The 17,462-nt window shown below is 73.2% G+C and carries 13 protein-coding genes; 3 read left to right on the top strand and 10 right to left on the bottom strand.

Annotated features, from left to right (window positions below; all coding sequences use genetic code 11):
• Nucleotides 1-2: 2 nt before the first annotated feature.
• Entirely contained in the window at nucleotides 3-3,026 is a 3,024-nt protein-coding gene (locus AB0K05_RS16875) for a BTAD domain-containing putative transcriptional regulator (RefSeq protein WP_364229929.1), read from the bottom strand.
• Between the two features lie 235 nt (nucleotides 3,027-3,261).
• Between AB0K05_RS16875 and AB0K05_RS16880 the strand changes: the two genes are divergently transcribed.
• Nucleotides 3,262-3,906 (top strand): hypothetical protein, encoded by a 645-nt coding sequence (locus AB0K05_RS16880; RefSeq protein ID WP_148030388.1) that lies wholly within the window; start codon nucleotides 3,262-3,264, stop codon nucleotides 3,904-3,906.
• On the opposite strand, the gene AB0K05_RS16885 is transcribed toward AB0K05_RS16880, so the two are convergent.
• The 5 genes from AB0K05_RS16885 to AB0K05_RS16905 form a co-directional block, all read right to left on the bottom strand.
• A complete protein-coding gene (locus AB0K05_RS16885; protein ID WP_271276774.1) occupies nucleotides 3,887-4,978 on the bottom strand; it encodes a hypothetical protein in 1,092 nt (363 codons plus the stop codon). The two genes, AB0K05_RS16880 and AB0K05_RS16885, sit on opposite strands and share 20 nt — an antisense overlap.
• Before the next feature lie 221 nt (nucleotides 4,979-5,199).
• Nucleotides 5,200-6,411: an MFS transporter gene (locus AB0K05_RS16890; protein ID WP_271276773.1), complete on the bottom strand. Its 1,212-nt coding sequence runs from the start codon at nucleotides 6,409-6,411 to the stop codon at nucleotides 5,200-5,202.
• Entirely contained in the window at nucleotides 6,411-8,261 is a 1,851-nt protein-coding gene (locus AB0K05_RS16895; protein WP_271276772.1) for a DUF4910 domain-containing protein, read from the bottom strand. Before AB0K05_RS16895 ends, AB0K05_RS16890 begins: the two co-directional genes overlap by 1 nt.
• The gene (locus AB0K05_RS16900) at nucleotides 8,258-9,967 is read right to left on the bottom strand and encodes an aminotransferase class I/II-fold pyridoxal phosphate-dependent enzyme (RefSeq protein WP_364229932.1); all 1,710 of its coding nucleotides are present in this window, start codon (nucleotides 9,965-9,967) and stop codon (nucleotides 8,258-8,260) included. Before AB0K05_RS16900 ends, AB0K05_RS16895 begins: the two co-directional genes overlap by 4 nt.
• On the bottom strand, nucleotides 9,964-11,169 hold the full coding sequence (locus tag AB0K05_RS16905; RefSeq protein WP_246639155.1) for a hypothetical protein: 1,206 nt from the start codon (nucleotides 11,167-11,169) through the stop codon (nucleotides 9,964-9,966). The genes AB0K05_RS16900 and AB0K05_RS16905 overlap by 4 nt, the downstream gene beginning before the upstream one ends.
• Nucleotides 11,170-11,343: 174 nt before the next feature.
• On the opposite strand from AB0K05_RS16905, the gene AB0K05_RS16910 reads away from it, so the two are divergent.
• Together AB0K05_RS16910 and AB0K05_RS16915 are read left to right on the top strand one after the other, a co-directional pair.
• Nucleotides 11,344-12,225, top strand: coding sequence for a GNAT family N-acetyltransferase (locus tag AB0K05_RS16910; RefSeq protein ID WP_364229934.1), 882 nt, complete (start codon nucleotides 11,344-11,346; stop codon nucleotides 12,223-12,225).
• A complete protein-coding gene (locus tag AB0K05_RS16915) occupies nucleotides 12,225-13,256 on the top strand; it encodes a GNAT family N-acetyltransferase (protein WP_364229936.1) in 1,032 nt (343 codons plus the stop codon). Before AB0K05_RS16910 ends, AB0K05_RS16915 begins: the two co-directional genes overlap by 1 nt.
• Before the next feature lie 5 nt (nucleotides 13,257-13,261).
• On the opposite strand, the gene AB0K05_RS16920 is transcribed toward AB0K05_RS16915, so the two are convergent.
• The 4 genes from AB0K05_RS16920 to AB0K05_RS16935 all read right to left on the bottom strand — a co-directional run bounded on the left by AB0K05_RS16920 (nucleotide 13,262) and on the right by AB0K05_RS16935 (nucleotide 17,446).
• The gene (locus tag AB0K05_RS16920; protein ID WP_364229938.1) at nucleotides 13,262-14,113 is read right to left on the bottom strand and encodes a nucleoside-diphosphate kinase; all 852 of its coding nucleotides are present in this window, start codon (nucleotides 14,111-14,113) and stop codon (nucleotides 13,262-13,264) included.
• Nucleotides 14,114-14,412: 299 nt separating this feature from the next.
• A complete protein-coding gene (locus AB0K05_RS16925; protein ID WP_364229940.1) occupies nucleotides 14,413-15,609 on the bottom strand; it encodes a pitrilysin family protein in 1,197 nt (398 codons plus the stop codon).
• Nucleotides 15,606-16,718, bottom strand: a complete 1,113-nt coding sequence (locus AB0K05_RS16930; RefSeq protein ID WP_364229942.1) for a hypothetical protein — start codon at nucleotides 16,716-16,718, stop codon at nucleotides 15,606-15,608. Before AB0K05_RS16930 ends, AB0K05_RS16925 begins: the two co-directional genes overlap by 4 nt.
• Entirely contained in the window at nucleotides 16,715-17,446 is a 732-nt protein-coding gene (locus tag AB0K05_RS16935; RefSeq protein WP_148030377.1) for a class I SAM-dependent methyltransferase, read from the bottom strand. The genes AB0K05_RS16930 and AB0K05_RS16935 overlap by 4 nt, the downstream gene beginning before the upstream one ends.
• Between the last annotated feature and the right edge of the window lie 16 nt (nucleotides 17,447-17,462).

Below are 17,462 nucleotides of genomic sequence, written 5' to 3' on the forward strand. Positions count from 1 at the left end.
GCTCAGTGCCCCTCGTCCTCCGCGAGCAGGGCGGCCGCGCGAGCCCACAGCTCGTGGGCGCCCTGGTCGTTGCGGAGCATGGCCTCCGTCGCCGCCAGCGCCTCCAGCGCCCGCGCGTGCCAGATCCTGGCGCCCAGCTCCTCGAAGACCTTCGAGGCGAGCGTCAGGTTGTTGCGGGCCGACGTCGCGTTCCCCGTCCCGAAGTAGAGGTTGCCCAGCGCGAGCGAGGTGACCCCCACCACGAACTGCTCACCGACCCGCTGGGCGATCTGCCGGGAGGTGAGCAGCGCGCTTTCCGCGGCGTCCGTACGGCCCTGCTGCGCGTAGGTCTCACCCAGGACCCGCAGCACGTAGGACTCGCCCACCACGTCGCGCAGCTCCCGCACCGTCTCCAGCGCCTTCTCCAAGGTCTGACGGGCGGCGTCGACGCGCTGGGTGAGCAGCAGCACCTCGCCGAACCGGTAGAGCGCCTGGGCCAGGCCCCGCTGGTAGCCGATCTCCTCGAAGGTGCTCACCGCGGCCTTGAGCAGGGGTTCGGCCTCGCCGTACGCGCCCCTTTCCAGGAGCACCTGCGCGGTGCTGGCCATGACGTGCGCACCGGCGGCGTGGTCGCCGAGCGCGCGCAGCATCTCCCCGGCCCGCGCGTAGCGCTCGAGCGCCAGGTCGAACCGGCCGGCGATGCGATCGAGCAGGGCGAGGTTGCGCAGGGCCAGCGCGTGGCCGTGCTCCTCGCCCTGTTCCTCGAACATGCGCACCGCCTTACGCAGGAGGCTGTCGGCGTCGTCGTAGCGCTGGCGGAACAGTTCCAGGCTGCCCAGGCCGTAGGTCATGGCGGCCTCGCCGCGGACGTCGCCGTCGCGGCGGGCGGCGGCGAGCGCGAGCTCGTGCGCCGAGCGCCAGTCGTCGTAGTAGCCGCGTACCTCGAAGAACGTCGCCGAGGTCATCGTGAGGTCCCAGCAGAGCGCGCTGAAGCCGAGCGCGGCCGCCTGGCCGATCGCCGCCAGCAGGTGCGGGCGCTCGGCCTCGAACCATTCGATCGGGTCGGGCATCATCCGGTCGATCACGGCGAAGGGCAGCCTGCGGCGCTCCGCCGGGCCGTGCAGGACGGCGTAGTCGCCGCCGAGCAGGCGGGCGTGGGCGGCCTCGGCCAGGGCCAGCCAGCAGCCGAGGGCCCGGCGCAGCGCGGCGTTGCGCTCCTGCTCGCTCTCCTCGATCAGGGCGCGCTCGCGCGCGTAGAGGCGCAGCAGGTCGTGGAAGCGGTAGCGGGCCTGGCCGCCGGGCCAGGGCTGGCTCAGCTCCAGCAGCTGCGCGTCGACGAGCTGCTCGATCAGGTCCTGGGCCCGCTCCGGATCCATCTCCAGCAGGGCGGCGCCCAGCCACGGGCCGAACTCGGCCACGTCCAGCAGCGCCAGCCGCCTGAACATGATGGCCGCCTGCGGCGACAGGTCGCGGTAGCTGAGGATGAACTTGGTGCGCAGGTCCACCTCGCCCTGGCTGAGCTCGTCGAGCCGGCGGCTCTCGTCGGTGAGCCTGGCGACGAGGTCGGCGCTGGTCCACGACGGCCGCACGGCCAGCCGGGCGGCCGCCACGCGCAGCGCCAGCACCAGCCCGCCGCACAGCTCGCTCAGTTGCCTGGCCCCCTCCGGGTCGGCGTGCACCCGCTGCTCCCCCGCGATGCACGCGAGCACGTCCACCCCCTGGTCGGGCGGCAGCACGTCCAGCCGGAGCGGGGTCGCGCCCTCCAGCGTGATGAGCCCGGCGAGCTGGTCGCGGCTGGTCACGATCACGGCGCAGCCGGGCGCGCCGGGCAGCAGGGGCCTGACCTGGCTGGAGTCGCGCGCGTTGTCGAGCACGAGCAGCAGCCGGCGCCCGGCCAGGACGGTGCGGAACAGGGCGGCCCGTTCCTCCAGCGTGGTCAGGGGATGCTGGCGGGTCACGTTCAGCGCGCGCAGGAGGGTGTCGAGCACGTCGAAGGGTGAGACCGGCGGGCCCGTCTCCGAGTAGCCGTTGAGGTCGACGAAGAGCTGGCCGTCGGGGAAGCGCGGGGCGACGCGATGCGACCAGTGGACGGCCAGGCCGCTCTTGCCGACCCCGCCCATCCCGGTGATGACGGCGATGAACGGCTGGCATGCCTGGGACTTGCGGTCGAGGAGCGCGTCGAGCCGCCCGAGCTCGGCGTCGCGGGCGACGAAGCCGGTCACGTCGGGCGGCAGCTGGGCGGGCACGGCCGGCGCCGCCTCCGGCGCGGCGTGTTCCATGACGAGGCGGCCCTGCCGCTGGCCCGTCTCCCCGCGCAGGATCGCCTCGTTCAGGCCGGCCAGCTCGGCGCCGGGTTCGAGCCCCAGCCGCTCGATGCTGAGCCGGTAGCCCTCCTGGTAGGTGGCCAGCGCCTCGGCGCGGCGCCCGGCCCTGCTCTGGGCCAGCATGAGCAGGCCGCGCAGGCGCTCGCGCAACGGGTATTCGGCGACCAGCGCGGCCAGCTCGCCGACGATCTGGAGATCGTGCGACAGTTCCAGCTCGACCTCGAAGTACTCCTCCAGGATGGCCAGGCGCCACTCGCCGAGCCGCTCGGACTCGGCGCGCACCAGCTCTCCCTCGACGCCGGTCAGCGGGTCGCCCCGCCACACGGCCAGGGCCGAGGAGAGCTGTTCGGACGCCTTCTCCAGGTCGCCCGCGGTCCGGGCCGTGCGCGCCTGGCGCAGCGCCTCCTCGACCTGTTTGACGTCGAACCTGTCGTCGTCGGCGAGCCGCAGCAGGTAGCCGGAGGAGACGGTGACGATGGGGTCGTGGGCCACTCCCGCGGCGGCGAACTCCCGGCGCAGCCCCGACACGCAGATGGCCACCTGGTTGCGGGCGGTGGCGGGCGGGTTCTGGCCCCAGATCGCGGCGCTGAGCCTGTCGGTCGAGACGACCCGGCCCACGTTGAGCAGGAGGGTCGCCAGCATGATGCGCCGTCGCGGCCCGCCCAGCGGGATCTGCAGGTTGCCCGTGATCACCGTCAGTGGACCGAGGACGCGGAACTCCATGCACACACCCACTGGGTCGTCTCAGCTAGGGCCATGGCGTTCCCGCCGACTCCATACGGGGAGATCGTAAGATATCCACGCATAGGCGATATAACAAGAAATGACAAAAAATGTCCACATCTACTGTGATGACACTTCAGTCAGAGTGACCGATAACGCACCGAAATCGCATGCACATACCTCCCCTCTAGCGTGCGAAGTAGTGATACTTCGACTGGCAACCGGGTTGGTATCGATGTCTCCTAACACCAGCAGAACCCTCCCCTTCAAACCCGCCGACCACTCCGCGGCGCAGCTCGGGCTCCCCCTCCTGGAGCTGGAACTGGCGGAGCAGACCCACGCCGAGTTGCTCGTGCTGTCCGCCGAGCCCGAGCGCATACACCCCGCCCTGCCGCGCCTGTTCGCCCAGCTCGCCCGGCGCCGGGTCGCCGTCCGCATCCTCCACGGGCCCGGCCGGCCCGGCCGCACGTCCCCTCTCGCGCAGGCCTGGCAGGCGGGCGCGACCGTCCGGGCGGTGACCGGCCTGCCCTATCAGGTGCTCGTACGGGATCGCGTGGTCGCCTACGTCGCGCACCCCGGCCCCGCCCACACCGGGCGGCTGGAGAGGATCCCCCATCCTGTGGTCGCGGCCTCCGTGGCGGGTGTCTTCGACACCATCTGCCACATCCTCGACGACCGGCGCAGCGGCGCTCACGAGGACGAGGGGCAGGACGAGGTGCTGCGGGCGCTCGACGACGGGCTCACCGACGACCGCGCCGCCGCCCGGCTGCACCTCAGCAAGCGCACGTTCGCCAGGCGGGTGGCGGGAGTGATGGAGCGCCTCAACGCCACCAGCCGCTTCCAGGCCGGAGCGGAGGCCGTCAGGCGCGGCTGGATCTGACCCAGCGCGCCAGCGGGACCAGCGTCTCCCCGTCGCTGATCGCCCCGTGCTCGTAGGACAGTCCGGGATCGGGGAGCGGGAAGCGCGGTGAGGTGGCGATCGCCATCACCGCGCCGAGCCGCTCCCGCACCGGGCCGGCGAACTCCATCAGGCCCAGCTCGCCGAGCGCGGTCGCGGGCAGCACCATGGCATGGCCGTCGAGGGCCTCGGCGAGACGTTCCGCCACCTCCCGCTCCCTGCCCGGGTGCGGGTAGAGCCAGCGCACCCGGCCGGCCCCGCCGCCCGGCAGCTCGCACAGCTCGGGCGTGTCCACCTCCGCCCAGCGTCGCGCCAGGCCGGGGTCGGAGCCGACGGGCACCAGGCCGTGGTCGGCGTAGGCGAGCACGTGCCACCCCCGGCGAGCCCAGGCGGTCGCGTGCCGCTCCAGCTCGGCCAGCGCCTCTACGGCCCGCTCGTCGTAGCCGTGCCGGTGCAGGTGGTCGTCGAGGTTGACGTAGACCCACAGCAGCAGCGGGCGGGTCCGCCGCGCGCCGATCGCCGCTCCGACGTCCGCCGCCACCCCCGCCACCAGGCGGTACGGGTCGCGGGTCAGCGCCTCCCGCGCCGGCTGCCGCGCGGCGCCGCGGGTGAGCGCGTCCACCCAGGGACCGGACAGCAGGTCGAGCTCGCGGCCCACCACCACCGCCTCGGCGCCCTCCGCCCGCTCGAAGACCGTGGGCAGCGGCCGGACCGGTTCGCGCGGCGCCGCCGCTCCCGCCAGGACGTCCCCCGTGATCGCGTTGACGAGCGGACCGCCGGCCCGCTCTCTATAGGCGGCGCCCACCGTCAGGTGCTCGGTCACCGGCGCGCCGGTGACCGAGGTGAGCCACGCCGTGGCCGAGGTGCTGGGAAAGGTGGAGGCCAGGCAGGAGAGCTCGGCGGACCGCCAGACCCGCCGGGCGACCTGCCAGGAGAGCCCGTCCACGGCCAGGACGAGCACGCCGCGACCGCCCCGGTCCAGTTCCGACAGAACCAGCCCGGGGACGGCACGCAGGTCGAGCCCGGGGCGCGCGAACGTCCCGGCCTCGGTCATGTCAGTAGTTCGGCACGCAGTCGGTGCACGTCGTGCGGAACTTCACGACCTGAACTTCCTGGCGCGCGGCGAGCATCTTCTCGACGAATTCCGGAGTCGTCATGATGGGGGTTTTCACACTGGTCTGGATGCTTTCATGCAACACGGGCGCCTCCTGGAATTGGGCCGGGCCTTTCAGCCCATTTTCTGTGATTCAACGATAAAAATCGTGATTGTTTTGGTCAATCAACTTTCGCCAGGATGGCATCAATCCGCCACCCTCGCCCCACCAGCACTGACGCGGTCACCATGGCGAAAATCACCGCCGCCGCCGCGTAGATCACCCGGAAATCGAGGAACCCCACGACGAGCGCCCCGATCCCCATGGACAACACGAACGGCAGGTCGATGATCGCGTCCATTGCGGTAAGCGCGCGGCCCTGCATACCGCTCGTGGTACGGCGCTGCACGAGCGTCGTCGTGGCCACCATGAAAATCGGGATGGAAAGACCCACCAGAACGCCGCTCGCGCACATCGTCACCTCCGTCGCGGGAATCACCAGGGCCAGGCCCGCCGCGCTGAGCCCGAAGCCCACAGCCGCCGCGCGATGCTCCCCGTACCGCCTGATGAGCACGGCGACGACGAAGCCCCCGGCGACCGAACCCGCGCCCTGGAAAGCGGCGATGACCCCGACGAACGCGGCCGGCCGGCCGAGCCCCTGCTCCACGGCGGCGAACATGGCCGGGTTGACCAGCCCCGCCGCGCACAGCGCCGCGGCCACCGCCAGCACGCCGCCACGCAGCTCCCGGTCGCCCATGATGTGGCGCACCCCCGCCAGCACATCGGCGCGGAACCGGCCGGGCTCCCGCGGCGCCGGAGCGGCCAGGTCGGGCGCCCGCCGCAGCATGAGCAGCACAAGCACCGACACCAGGAACGTCGCCGTGTCCAGGATCGCCACCGCGGACAGCCCCAGCGCCACGTAGAGCGCCGCGCCGATCAGCGGGCCGAGCACCCGCAGTCCCTGGCCGAGTGAGCTGAGCAGCCCGTTCGCGTCGCCGAGCAGCCGCTCGGGGACCATGGAGTGGATCAGGCCGCCCCTCGCCGCGTTGAAGACATGGTTGGCGAAGCCGTAGCCGAGCGTGACCGCGAACACGATCCACAGATCGCCCGGATGCCTGACGAGCAGCAGGCAGAGCACCAGCGCCCCGGCCAGCAGGTCGTTGACGATCAGGACCTTGCGCCTTGGGAACCTGTCGACGAGCAGCCCGGTCAGCGGCGCGAAGAACGACGGCACCGCCAGCAGGATGAACACCACCCCGGCCATCGTGTCCGAGCCGGTCAGCTCCTTGACGTAGATGCCCAGCACCACCAGGAGCGCCCGGTCCCCGATCATGTTCACCGTCTGACCGAAGAACAGCAGCAGGAACCGGCGGTCGCGCAGCAACTCGCGCATCAGCCCTCCTTCGCCCAGCCGGCCTCGACGAGCACGGCCAGGAACTCGTGCGCGAACTCCTCCGGCACCGGCAGCTCGGCCGCGCACTCCGCGTAGGCGGCGAGCGCCGCCCGGTCTCTTGCGCCGTCGATGCCGTGGGCGAGGGCCAGCATGAGGGCGTAGGAGCGGGCCCTGGCCCGCGCCGCCTGCCGATCCAGCCACACGCGCCCGGCGGGACTCGCCGCCTCGGCCAGCCCGCGCAGGTTGAACGGCCCATCCCAGGCACGACTGAGCACCGGCCCGGCGAACACCTCGCCGCCTTCACCGACCGGTGAGAGCGCGGCGCCTTCACCGGCCGGGGACAGCACGCCACCCTCACCCGCCGGTGACAGCACGCCACCCTCACCCGCCGGTGACAGCGCGGCGCCCGCTCCGGCCGGTGAGAGCGCGGCCACGTGATTTGCGAGGTCGGCCAGCCAGGCGCGTGCCCGGCCGCCCGCGCGGCCGTGGAGCGCCTCCACCCCGTCCAGGGCGCCCAGCGCGACGGCCGTACGGTGCCGCAGCAGCACCCGTGACCCCTGCCGGCAGCCGAGCAACCGCGCCGCCCCCCAGCCCACCGCGATGTCCTCCAGTTCGGCACGCTCGCCCGCGAGCCCGGCCAGCACCGCCGCGACCGCGCCCGCGACCGTGGCCGTACGGCGCAGCTCCGCCGGGTCGAGCTTGTCGAGCGTGTCGGCGGCGCTGTGGTTGAACCGGTCGGGCCAGTGCCCGAGCGACACCGTCGGGCAGCCGATGGAGGCGTCCACGAGCAGACTGTGGTCGGAGGCCCCGACGAACGGCGTGGCACGCCAGGCCCAGGTGTCGCAGGCCACCGCACCCGAGTAGGAGCGCGCGGCCTGCGGCAGCGCCGCCACGACGTGCTCGGTGAGCGCGTTGACGAAGCCGGGCAGGTGGTCGGGGCTGCGCTCGACGATGAGCGGCCCGCCGCACCGGCGCTGGTCCTGCCCCGCCATGTCCACGTTCACGGCGGCCACCGGCGGGCGGGCGGCGACGTCGTGCAGGTAGGCGGCCATCCCGGTGAACTCGGGACCCCAGACGAACCTGATGCCGCGCCTCCCCCGCCGCCCCGCGAGCATCCCGGCCACGCTCAGCAGCGCGGCGGCCCCCGAGGCGTTGTCGTTGACGCTCGGGCGCGGGTGGCACAGGTGCGCCGAGAGCAGCACCTCCTCCGGCCCCGTCCCGGGCAGCAGCCCGGTGACGACGGGCATGGCCGCCCGCCGGTGCGTCTCGACCTCGACCCGGACCCTGCCCCGCCGCAGCAGCTCGGCCGCCTGCTCAGGGGTCACGCTGAAGGCGGCCAGGCCGCTCCCGGCCGGCAGCTCGACCCTGCCGGGGCCGGGCAGGCGGTCGGTGACCAGGCCGAACGCGCCGGCGCTCGCGGCTCGCGTGATCGCGACGGGCACCGGCGTGCCGGGGTCGTCGTGTACGGCCAGCGAGCCCTCACCGGCGTCCGCCAGAGGCGCCACGGTGACGGTGACGCCGCCGGGCGGGGTCGCCGCCGAACCCGCCGCCAGCGCGAACGGTTGCTCCGGGTAACGCACGACGTCGTCGATCGCGGCCCGCACCGGGGTCCAGGAGAGCGGGGCGCGGAAGCTCCACCAGCGCCTGGCGCCGTCGGCGGGGAACTCCAGGAGCCGCACGTCGCTCAGGCCCGCCCGCTCCGCCCGGCCGGCGACGTACTCGGCGGCCGCGCGGATCCCGTCGGACGCCTGGTATCGGTCGAACGCGGCCAGCTCCGCGACGTCCTCGACCGCCCGCCGTACGTCGCAACGGTCGAACGCATCCTGTACGGCGTCGCCGACGGTCCTCATGCCGCCGCCCGGCGGAGCGCGGCGCGGCGGACGGCCGAGAGCGGCACGCTGACCCGGGTCAGGCCCGGCAGCCGCCGCCCGGCCAGCCACGGCGGCAGCTCGTCCTCGGTCACCACCCAGGGCAGCGCGGGATGCCCCCGTTCCACCCGGCAGCCGAGCCCGCTCAGCATCTCCACCAGCTCCGGCTTGGCCGCCGCGACGGCCTGCCGCAGCGGGGCCAGCACGTCGCCCTGGTCGAGCAGCCGCAGCGCCACCTCCAGCGACAGCGCCGACATCCCCAGAGGCGGCACCGCCTGGCGGACCGCGCCCGCCACGTCGGGGGAGCACATGGCGAAGCCCGCGCGCAGCCCGCCGCAGCAGTAGCCCTTCGACACGCTGCGCAGCACGACCAGGCCGGGCACCCGGGTGGTCAGCGGCACCGCGCTGGCCCGCGGGCCGAGGTAGTTGGCGCAGGCCTCGTCGACGACGAGCATCCCGCCCGCGGCGGCGGCGGCCTCGGCCAGCTCCGCCACCTGCTCCAGCGGCAGCACGTCGCCGCGCACGCCGGGCCGTTCCAGCAGGACGGTCGTCGGCCGTTCGCCCGCCACGTCCTGGCCGGGCGTGTACACGCGCAGCTCCGCGCCGCGCTGCGCGGACCAGGCGGGCAGGTCGGGGTGGGCGTGCGCGGTGTGCAGCAGCCTGCCGGGCCCGGCCAGCGCGTGGAGCAGCCCGGTCGTGCCCGCCCCCGTCACCACCTGGCCGGGGTCGAGCGGCACGCCGAAGTGGCGGGCGAGCACCGGGGCGGCGCTCCCCGAGCCGTACGGGTCGTCCAGGGAGTAGGCGCGGGCGGGTTCCCGGGGATCGCCGACGGCGGCCCAGGCGTCGTCGATCGCGTCCCGTACGAAGTCGATCTCGTCGGGCGCCCACCGCAGGTCCACCTCGGCGCCGCGGCCCCGGTGACCGAGCACGGCGGGACGGGGGCGCGGCGCCGCGACGGCGAGGATCTGGACGTAGCGGGTCTCCGGCTGGACGGCGGCGCCGGCGGTGAAGCCGGCGTCGGCCCGTACCAGCTCGAAGCCCGCGGCCCGCACCAGCGACACGACCTCGCTCGGCAGGTAGAGCCTGACGTCGTCGCGCAGCACGGCGACGCGGCCGTCGGCGTGCGCCACGCGCAGCTCGCCGCGGCTCCGGCCGTCCAGCGGGTCGTAGGAACGCAAGAAGTCGAAGGTGTCGCCGGCCGCTTCGAAGCGGTCGCGGGCCCGGTACCGGCTCAGGATGGCCGCGACGTTCGAGTGGTCGAGAACCAGCAGCCCGCCCGGCACCAGGCGCTCACGCACCCGCCGCAGCAGGGCGAGCTGCTCGTCGTCCCGTCCCCAGCCGAAGGCCTGCACGCAGATCGCCGCGTCGGCCTCCGGCAGCTCGACCCGCTCCAGCAGGTCGCCCTCGATCAGGCCGACCCGCACGCCCTCCCGGGCGGCCGCCGACCTGGCCTGCTCCAGAGCCCACGCGCACACGTCGACCCCGGTCACCCGGTAGCCGTGGCGGGCCAGCTCGACGGCGTGCCGGCCGGTGCCGCACCCGAGGTCGAGCAGCCGCCGTCCCGGCGCGTGCTCGCCCAGGACCTGCAGCAGGTAGGCGGTCTCCGCGGCGGTGCGCTCCCGGGTGTACTCGTGCCGGGCGAAGCTCCAGTAGTCGGCGGTGAAGTACTCGGCGTACCAACGGGTCACGCGTACTCCTGGCGCGCGAAGAAGTCGCACACGTCGCAGATGTCGACGGGATTGCGCACGCCCTCCTGAGCCACGTAGACGCCTTCGCAGACCCGGCACTTCTCTTCGACCAGCGGGAACATGTAGCGCTGCATGGTGGAGAACGACTCGAACAGGTAGTAGTCGATGCCGGGCCACAGGCCGTACAGGTGGTCGGCCATGGCGTAGGCCATCGAGCGCTCCTGCGGGCCGGTGGTGAAGCGGCCGGGGGTGCCCTGGCGGTTCAGCTCGGGAGCGACCAGCTCCAGGTAGATCGTCAGCTCCTTCTTCGGGATGCGGTAGAGCGGGAAGACGTAGCGCATCCCGCCGATCTGCCTGACCGGGATGCCGCCCATCCGGAAGCCGCTGGTGAGCCACGTGACCATGCTGGCCACCAGGTCGTCGCCGTTGAACCCGAACGCGACCGTACCGGCGCCGATCCGCTGGGCGTGGTCCTCCAGCATGCGCCGCAGCACCTGGTGGCCCACGACCATGTTCAGGTGGCTCCGGTCGCCGCCGACCACCTCGTTCATCGCCTCCACGAAGGGGCGGCGGAGCTTGAAGACCCGCTCGATGTCGGAGGCGTCGACGATGACCTGGTCGATGCCGAGCCCTTCGGCCGAGGCGCGGGCGGCGGCGAAGGTGGCCGGCTCCTCCCAGTCGGGCAGGCCGGTGATCGTCACCGAGGTCATCGTGAAGGCGGGCAGCCGGTGCCTGGTGCGTTCGAGCAGCTTCAGGAAGGCGACGCTGTCGCGGCCACCCGACAGGCCGATGACCACGTTGTCGTCCGCCTGGAGCACGCCGTGGCCGAGCACGCTCTGGACGAAGGTCTCCTCGACGTAGCGGACGAAGCTCTCCTCGTCGAACTGCTCCACGCGCCGCTCCAGGCGGCCCATGGTGTCGAACAGGATGGACTTGGTGTAGATCGGGTCGGGCGTGCCGTACACCGTGGTCGCGGGCCGGCGGGTGACGTCGAGGTCGTAGTGGCGCACCTGGCGCAGTTCGATGACGTCGTGCTCGCCGACGATCGTCGTCTCCTCGGGGACGATCTTCCCGTTGCGGGTGGTGATGACCGCGTTGACGGGGATGCCGTGGGCGGTCAGGACCTCCGTGAGCGGCCGGCCGGCGGCGGCCTCCAGAGTTTCGGAACCGCCCACCTTGTTATGGAAGACGACTTGGGCCACGGCTTTCTCCTCGCTGTTCATTGTGCTTAATATCGTTTCTACAGTCGGCGAAAGGGCGACATGAGCGACAGCCTGGAAATTGGCATCTTCACGTCAATCGACGCCCTTGACGGCGCGGAATGGGATGCGATTGTCTCGTCCTGCGGGGCGCCGGTTTTCTATCGGCATCGCTATTTGCGGTCCTACGCCCGTCATCCGCTGGCGGCCGTGCAGTTATTCCGCTATTTGGTGGTGCGCGAGGGCGGGCGTCCGGTCGCGGTGCTTCCCGTCTCGCTGATGGACGGGCTGGACCCCCTCGGCCAGCTGCGTGCCCGCTACCCGGTGACCGGCGCGGAGCGCGGGCTGCTGAGCCACGTCTGGCACTGCTACGACGCCTGGCTGCCCGGCGCGCCGGCGCTGGAGGCCGTGGCCGACGCGATGCGCGCCCTGGCCCTGGAGCTGGAGGCCGACTGGTACGGCTTCGTCAACGTCGCGCACGACTCACCGCTCCGCGCCGGTCTCGTGGAGCTGGGCTTTTCCGCCGAGCACATCGAGGACCGTTTCCGTCTCGACCTGCGCGGACTGCCGCACCCCTTCGTCCACGCCACCCGGAAGGCGCGCGCCAACCTGCGCCGGGGCCGGCGCAGAGCAGAGGAGTCCGGCGTGTGGCAGCGGGTCGGGATCGCGGGCGAGGCGGACCTCATGGAGATCGGGCGGCTGTGCGCCAGGACCGCGGCCAGACACGGCACCGGCGGCTTCTACCCGCCCGAGCTGTTCGCCGGCTTCGTCACCGGGCTGGGCGACCTGGCTCTCGCCATCGAGATCCGCCAGGAGGAGCGGCTCGTCGCGGCCGGGATCGCGCTGCGCGACGGCCGCCGCTTCCACGCCTGGGCGTGCGGGGTGGACTACGACGTGACGGGCGGGTTCAGCCCGTATGCGCTCCTGCACGCCGCGACCGCGGAGCAGGCCGTGCGCGAGGGATGCGAGGTCCTGGAGGGCGGCCGGGGCAACCCGCGGTTCAAGCTCAGGCACGGGCTGAGCCGGCTCGGGCTCGACGCGTGCCTGGTGAAGGTCTGATGCGGGTGACCGCCGGGCTGCTCCCGGCCGAGGGACCGCTGTTCAGCACCGGCCGCTGGCTGGCCGCCATGGGCGGGCGGGTGCCCGGCTCGCCGTACACCTTCGAGCTGGGCGGGGCGATCCTGCACGGGACCGTCGTCGAGCGGCCGTGTCCGGGCGAGGTGTTCGACCTCGGGCACCTGCTGACGGCGGACACCCCGAAGCTGCCGCTGAGCGCGGCCACCAGGGCGGCGCGGGCCCGGCGGACGGCCTGGCCCGGGTGCACGCCGCACCTGGTGGTCATGCTGCCCGGGTACGAGTGTCACGCGCTCGGCCCGGCCGGGGACGACGCCGCGGCGGTGGAGACCCTGGTGTCCGAGATCGTCGCCTGGGCGCGGGCACGCGGGCTGCGGGCGGTGGCGTTCCTGTACACGCGGGGGCCGGCGCTGGAGCGGGCGCTCGGCGGGCAGGGCTTCACCGGGATCCCGATGTCGTACTCGTGCGAGCTCACTCCGGGCACGCCCTTGCCGGCGCGCCGAGCTAAGGAGGCGCGGCGGGAGACGCGGCGGCTGGCGGAGGCGGGGGTGCGGCTCCGCATGACCGAGATCGGGCGGCCTGTGCCGGGAATGGTCGATCTGAAATGCGGACATTCCCGGAAATATGGCGGCAGCCCCGATCCGGCGGCCGTGGCTCGCCGTCTGCAGGCGCTCTGCTCGGGCGGCGCGCTGCTGTTCGGCGCCGAACTCGGCGAACGGCTCGTGGGATACGGGCTCTTCGTCCCCCACCGGGGCACCTGGTACTGCGTGAGCACGGCCATGGCGTACGACGTCCACGAGGCGCGGCACACGTACTTCGCGACCGCCTTCTACGAGCCGGCCCGCCACGCCGCCGAGGCCGGGATCAGCCGCCTGCACTACGGGCACGGCGCCTGGCGGGCGAAGCTGTCACGGGGATGCCGGGCCGTCGAGCTGCCGATCTGGGTGCTGGCGCTGGACCCGGAGCTCAAGCCGCTGATCGAGTGGAGCGCCAGGACGACCACGCTCTCGCCGTGACGGGCTCACTGCCAGCGGCGCAGGGGCGGGAACAGCATCGACGTCTGCAGCACCGCGTGCTCCCATCGGTCCATCGACACCCCGTGGACCGCCAGCTTGGCCGCCGCCCGCCGCAGGTCGAGACGCTCGCCTTCCGGCAGGAACTCGCAGGCCAGGAGCTCGGCCAGCGGATGGCCGGCGGGGAGCAGCGCGGCGAGCTCGGCGCCCGCCCCGTCCCGGTCCGACACGGCCAGTTCGGGGGCCAGCTTGCGCGCCCCGTCGTCGAGCTCGTGCCAGAGCGCGGCCACGACCCGCGAGCGCAACCCGGCGCGCACGTCGTCGAACTCCCTGCTCTCGCGGGGCACACCGGCCTCCAGGAGCGCCACCAGGTCGCGGAGCGGCCCCTGGTCGCCGTGGAGCGCCGTGCCGTGGCCGTCGCCCATGAAGATCCCGGCCTCGTGCCGGGAATCCTCCGGGCTGTCGGAGCTGTGCACCAGGTCCAGCAGCACGTTGACGCCGCGCAGGTCACGCCTGATCGTGCCGGGCTCGGCCGCCGCCGGGTCGCTGGCGCCCTTCAGGGCACGCAGCCGCCGGTGCGGCTCCGGCGCGGACGACCTGTCCTCTACCAGCAGGGCGAGGCTCGGCCCGAGATCGAACACCACGTCGACCTGCCGGTAGAAGTAGGCCTTCCAGACGGAAGTGATCTTGGTTTCCTGGAAGGCGTCCTGCCCGGGCGGCCGGTGCCACAGCACCTCGTAGCGAGTCGGCTCGAACCCGTGCTCCTCCAGCCGTTCCAGGACCGGAGTGACGAGATGCCGCATCAACGCGTCGGGCGGAAACAGGAACAGGATCGTCCTGTCCCACACGATCTCGGCCATCCGTCACTTCCTTAGTTTCTAGCTCTTACGGGATTTCCGGACGCGGGGGCGTTTGATGACAATGTAGATGTGCCGATCCACGGGATCGTCTCACTTTCTCCGGAGCTTGGGACGACGGACGACGAAATGGCGCCGGTCCATGTTTTCCTGCCTCATTTCCTGGTCAGCTTGGGGCGAAGACTGACTCGACGCTGCCGGTCCATTTCTCTCCTTTCCACACGGCGATTTCCTGGGCCCCATGGTCGCTGTTTCCCGCAGCCTTCTCGCGGGCCGCCGCGTTTGTTGGCAGCAAGACGCCATCACGCGCCGCCCGCGGTCGCCACGGCGAGCGGGCCAGGGATCTCGGCCAGGCCGGGCCCGCGCACCGCCTCGATCGCCGCGAGCTCGTCGGCGAGGGTCCAGTGGGAGGTGCCCGCCACCAGGGCGTGCTTGCCGTACAGCAGGACCTCCTCCAGCGACTGCTCCGCCTCCAGCCGCAGCAGCCCGGCCGCGCGCCTGGCGGCCCGCGCCACCTCCGCCTCCGTCCAGCGCGGCTCGGCGAGCAGTTCCGTCGCGCGGTCGACGACCTCGTCCAGATGTTCGGGCGCGGTGGCGAGGAAGACCCGCCAGGTCCCCGCGTCGCGGTAGGGGGCCACCATCGGCCACAGTTCGTAGCAGAGCCCCCGCCGGTTGCGCAGCTCCTCGGTGAGCAGCGCCGAGCTGGCCCCGGCCAGCAGCTCCATCAGCACGGGCCAGCGGTGGCGCAGCGGATCCCGGTACGCGGCCGCCGGGCCGCCCAGCACCACCCCGGTGGTGTCGGCGTTCAGCCGCAGCGCTTCGCGCCCGCCGCCCCAGGCGGGCGGCTCGCCGGGATCGCTCTCCTGCCACGGCGGCAGCGCGGCCAGCGGTCCCTTGTCCAGGACACGCAGCAGGTCGTCGGGGTCGGCGCCGCCGCACACCACCACGCCGGCCGAGCCGAGGAAGCGCCGGTGATGGTCGCGCAGCGCGTCCAGCTCCAGCCGGTCGACCTCCTCGATCGTCCCGCCGACCGGCCTGCCCAGCGGGTGGCCCGGATAGGCCAGTCCGAAGAAGATGTCGTGGACCACGTCCAGGGGGTCCGCCGCGGCCAGCCGCAGCTCTTCTTGGACGACCTTGCGCTCGGCCTCCAGCACCGGCGCGCTCAGCTCGGGCTCGGCCAGGGCGCGGGCCAGGATGTCCAGCGCCGCGGCCGCCTCCTCGCTCGGCACCCGCGCGTACAGGACCAGATGCTCACGGCTGGTGATCGCGTTCGCCTCGCCGCCGAGATCCTCCAGCAGGTCGATCACCCGCTCCCCGCCGGCCGACGGGACCTGCATCAGGATGTGCTCAAGCAGGTGGGTGCCGCCCTCGACGCCGGGCCGCTCGTGCCGGGAACCGGCGCGCAGCCACACGCTGACCGTGGTCACCGCGGCGCCGGGCCGATGCGCCAGCCAGGCGGGCGCCGCGCCGCGCTCGGCGACGTGGACCGGGCGGCTCACAGCGCGCCCACCGGCTCTGCCCCGGCCAGCAGGTCCTCGTCCACCTCAGTCCCGTGGACCAGGATGAACCGTCCCACCGGCGTGTGCGCCCACATCGCGCCGCCGTACTCACGCAGCGTCAGCACGTCCGCACGCTCGCCGCCCTCGACCGGCAGCGCGAAGAGGATCAGCCCCGCCTCCAGCGCGGCCCGCGGGCTCAGCCGTTCCAGGATCGCCGTTCCCGGCCTGCGCAGCTGCAGCGTCGTGGCCGCCAGGCGGAGCGGGCGGCGCAGCGCCCTCAGCACCCTGGCCCGCCGCCGCGACCGGCTCTGCCGGACCTGTGCCCGGCGCTCGCCCGGCAGGTCCGGCACCGCGAACGGGCTCTGCCGCAGCAGCCGCGCCAGCTCGGCGTACTCGGGCCAGAGCTCCGCCGCGCCGACCGCCGGCGCGCACCGGGCGAGCGTGGCCTCGTCCGCGCCGCCGAGCAGCAGCGCGGCGTCGATCAGGTCCCTGACCCGGTACGGCTGCTCGAAGCGCTCGTACAGCAGTGCCAGGAGGTTCTTGACCACCGGGTCCGCCGGCGCCTCCGTGCGATGCGGCGCCGCGATCCCGTCGCCGATGTAGGCGAGCGTGCTCAGCTCGATCCCGTACGGCAGGGCGTACGGATCATCCGGCAGGCGTCGCAGGCTGACGATCACCTGGGTCGCGCCGCCGAGCCTGACGAACGAGGCGGTGTGCATCGACCAGCCCTCGGCGAGCAGCCACCCGGTCAGCGCCCACAGCCGGTCGCGGTCGGGTATCCAGAGGTCGAGGTCGTTCATGTACCTGAGCAGGCCACCCGGATAGCGGTCGGCGAACTCCAGCCCCTTGAGCGAGACGGGCCGGTCGGGCAGGCGCGCCCACTGGTCGCGGTAGAAGGCCATCCGGCCGCGCTGCTGCTCCAGCTCGTGCGCCAGGGCCGGGCTGAGCCGCCGCCCCTCGCTCTCCCAGGCGCTGAGCAGCGTCGCCACCAGAGAGGGCTGCTCGCGCCTGGCGGCGTAGAGCACCTCGCCGGGCGTCTCCAGCTCCTGGCCGGTGATCAGCTCAAGGGTCGCGACCACCTGCTCCGCGCTGACGACGGGCGCGTTCATGCCGGCCTGCGCAGGCACCACACGGCCGTCGAGGAACCGGGCGCGAGCGGCTCGCCGGTGAACCCGGCGTGCGCGCTCTCCACCTCCCAGCCCGTCTCGCCCGCCCACCGCTCGATCTCGGCCATGGTCAGGAAGCACATCCGGATCGGCGGGAAGTAGCGCCGGTCCACCACCCGGCGCTCATCGAGCGCTTCGAGCAGCCCGATCATCTCCACCTCCAGCCCCTGCTTGTCCAGCATGCGGGTGACCTCCCACACGGCCCGCCGCTCGTCCCAGACCCGCAGCCTGGGCACGCCGTCCCGGGCCTTCTGCCGCTCGGGGCGCGGCTGGACGACCTCGAAGGCGAGCCGCCCGCCCGGCAGGGCGTTGCGGAACGCGCAGGCCAGCGCGTCGCGGACGGCCCCGCGCGGCAGATGGTTGAGGGTGTTCTGGCCGCAGTACTGCAGCGCCACCGGCTCGGGCAGCTCGCAGGCCGCCAGGTCGGCCTGGATCAGCCGGACGCCGTCGCCCAGCCGCTCGCGGGCCGCGCGCAGCATCGCCGCCGAGACGTCCACCCCGACCCGGGGTTTGAGCTCGGCGGCCAACCGGCCCGCGCCGATGCCGAGATCGGCGACGGACCCGTCCGCACTGCCGGTCAGCCGCTGGTAGTAGGCGATCTCCCGTGGATCGGCGCCGCCCATCGCGGTCCAGGCGAGGTAGAGCTCCGCCCAGTGGTCGAAGTCGTGCATCACGCTCTCCGGTGTC

This window comes from Nonomuraea sp. NPDC049486, from assembly GCF_040676925.1.
GTDB classification, from domain to species: Bacteria; Actinomycetota; Actinomycetes; order Streptosporangiales; family Streptosporangiaceae; genus Nonomuraea; species Nonomuraea ferruginea.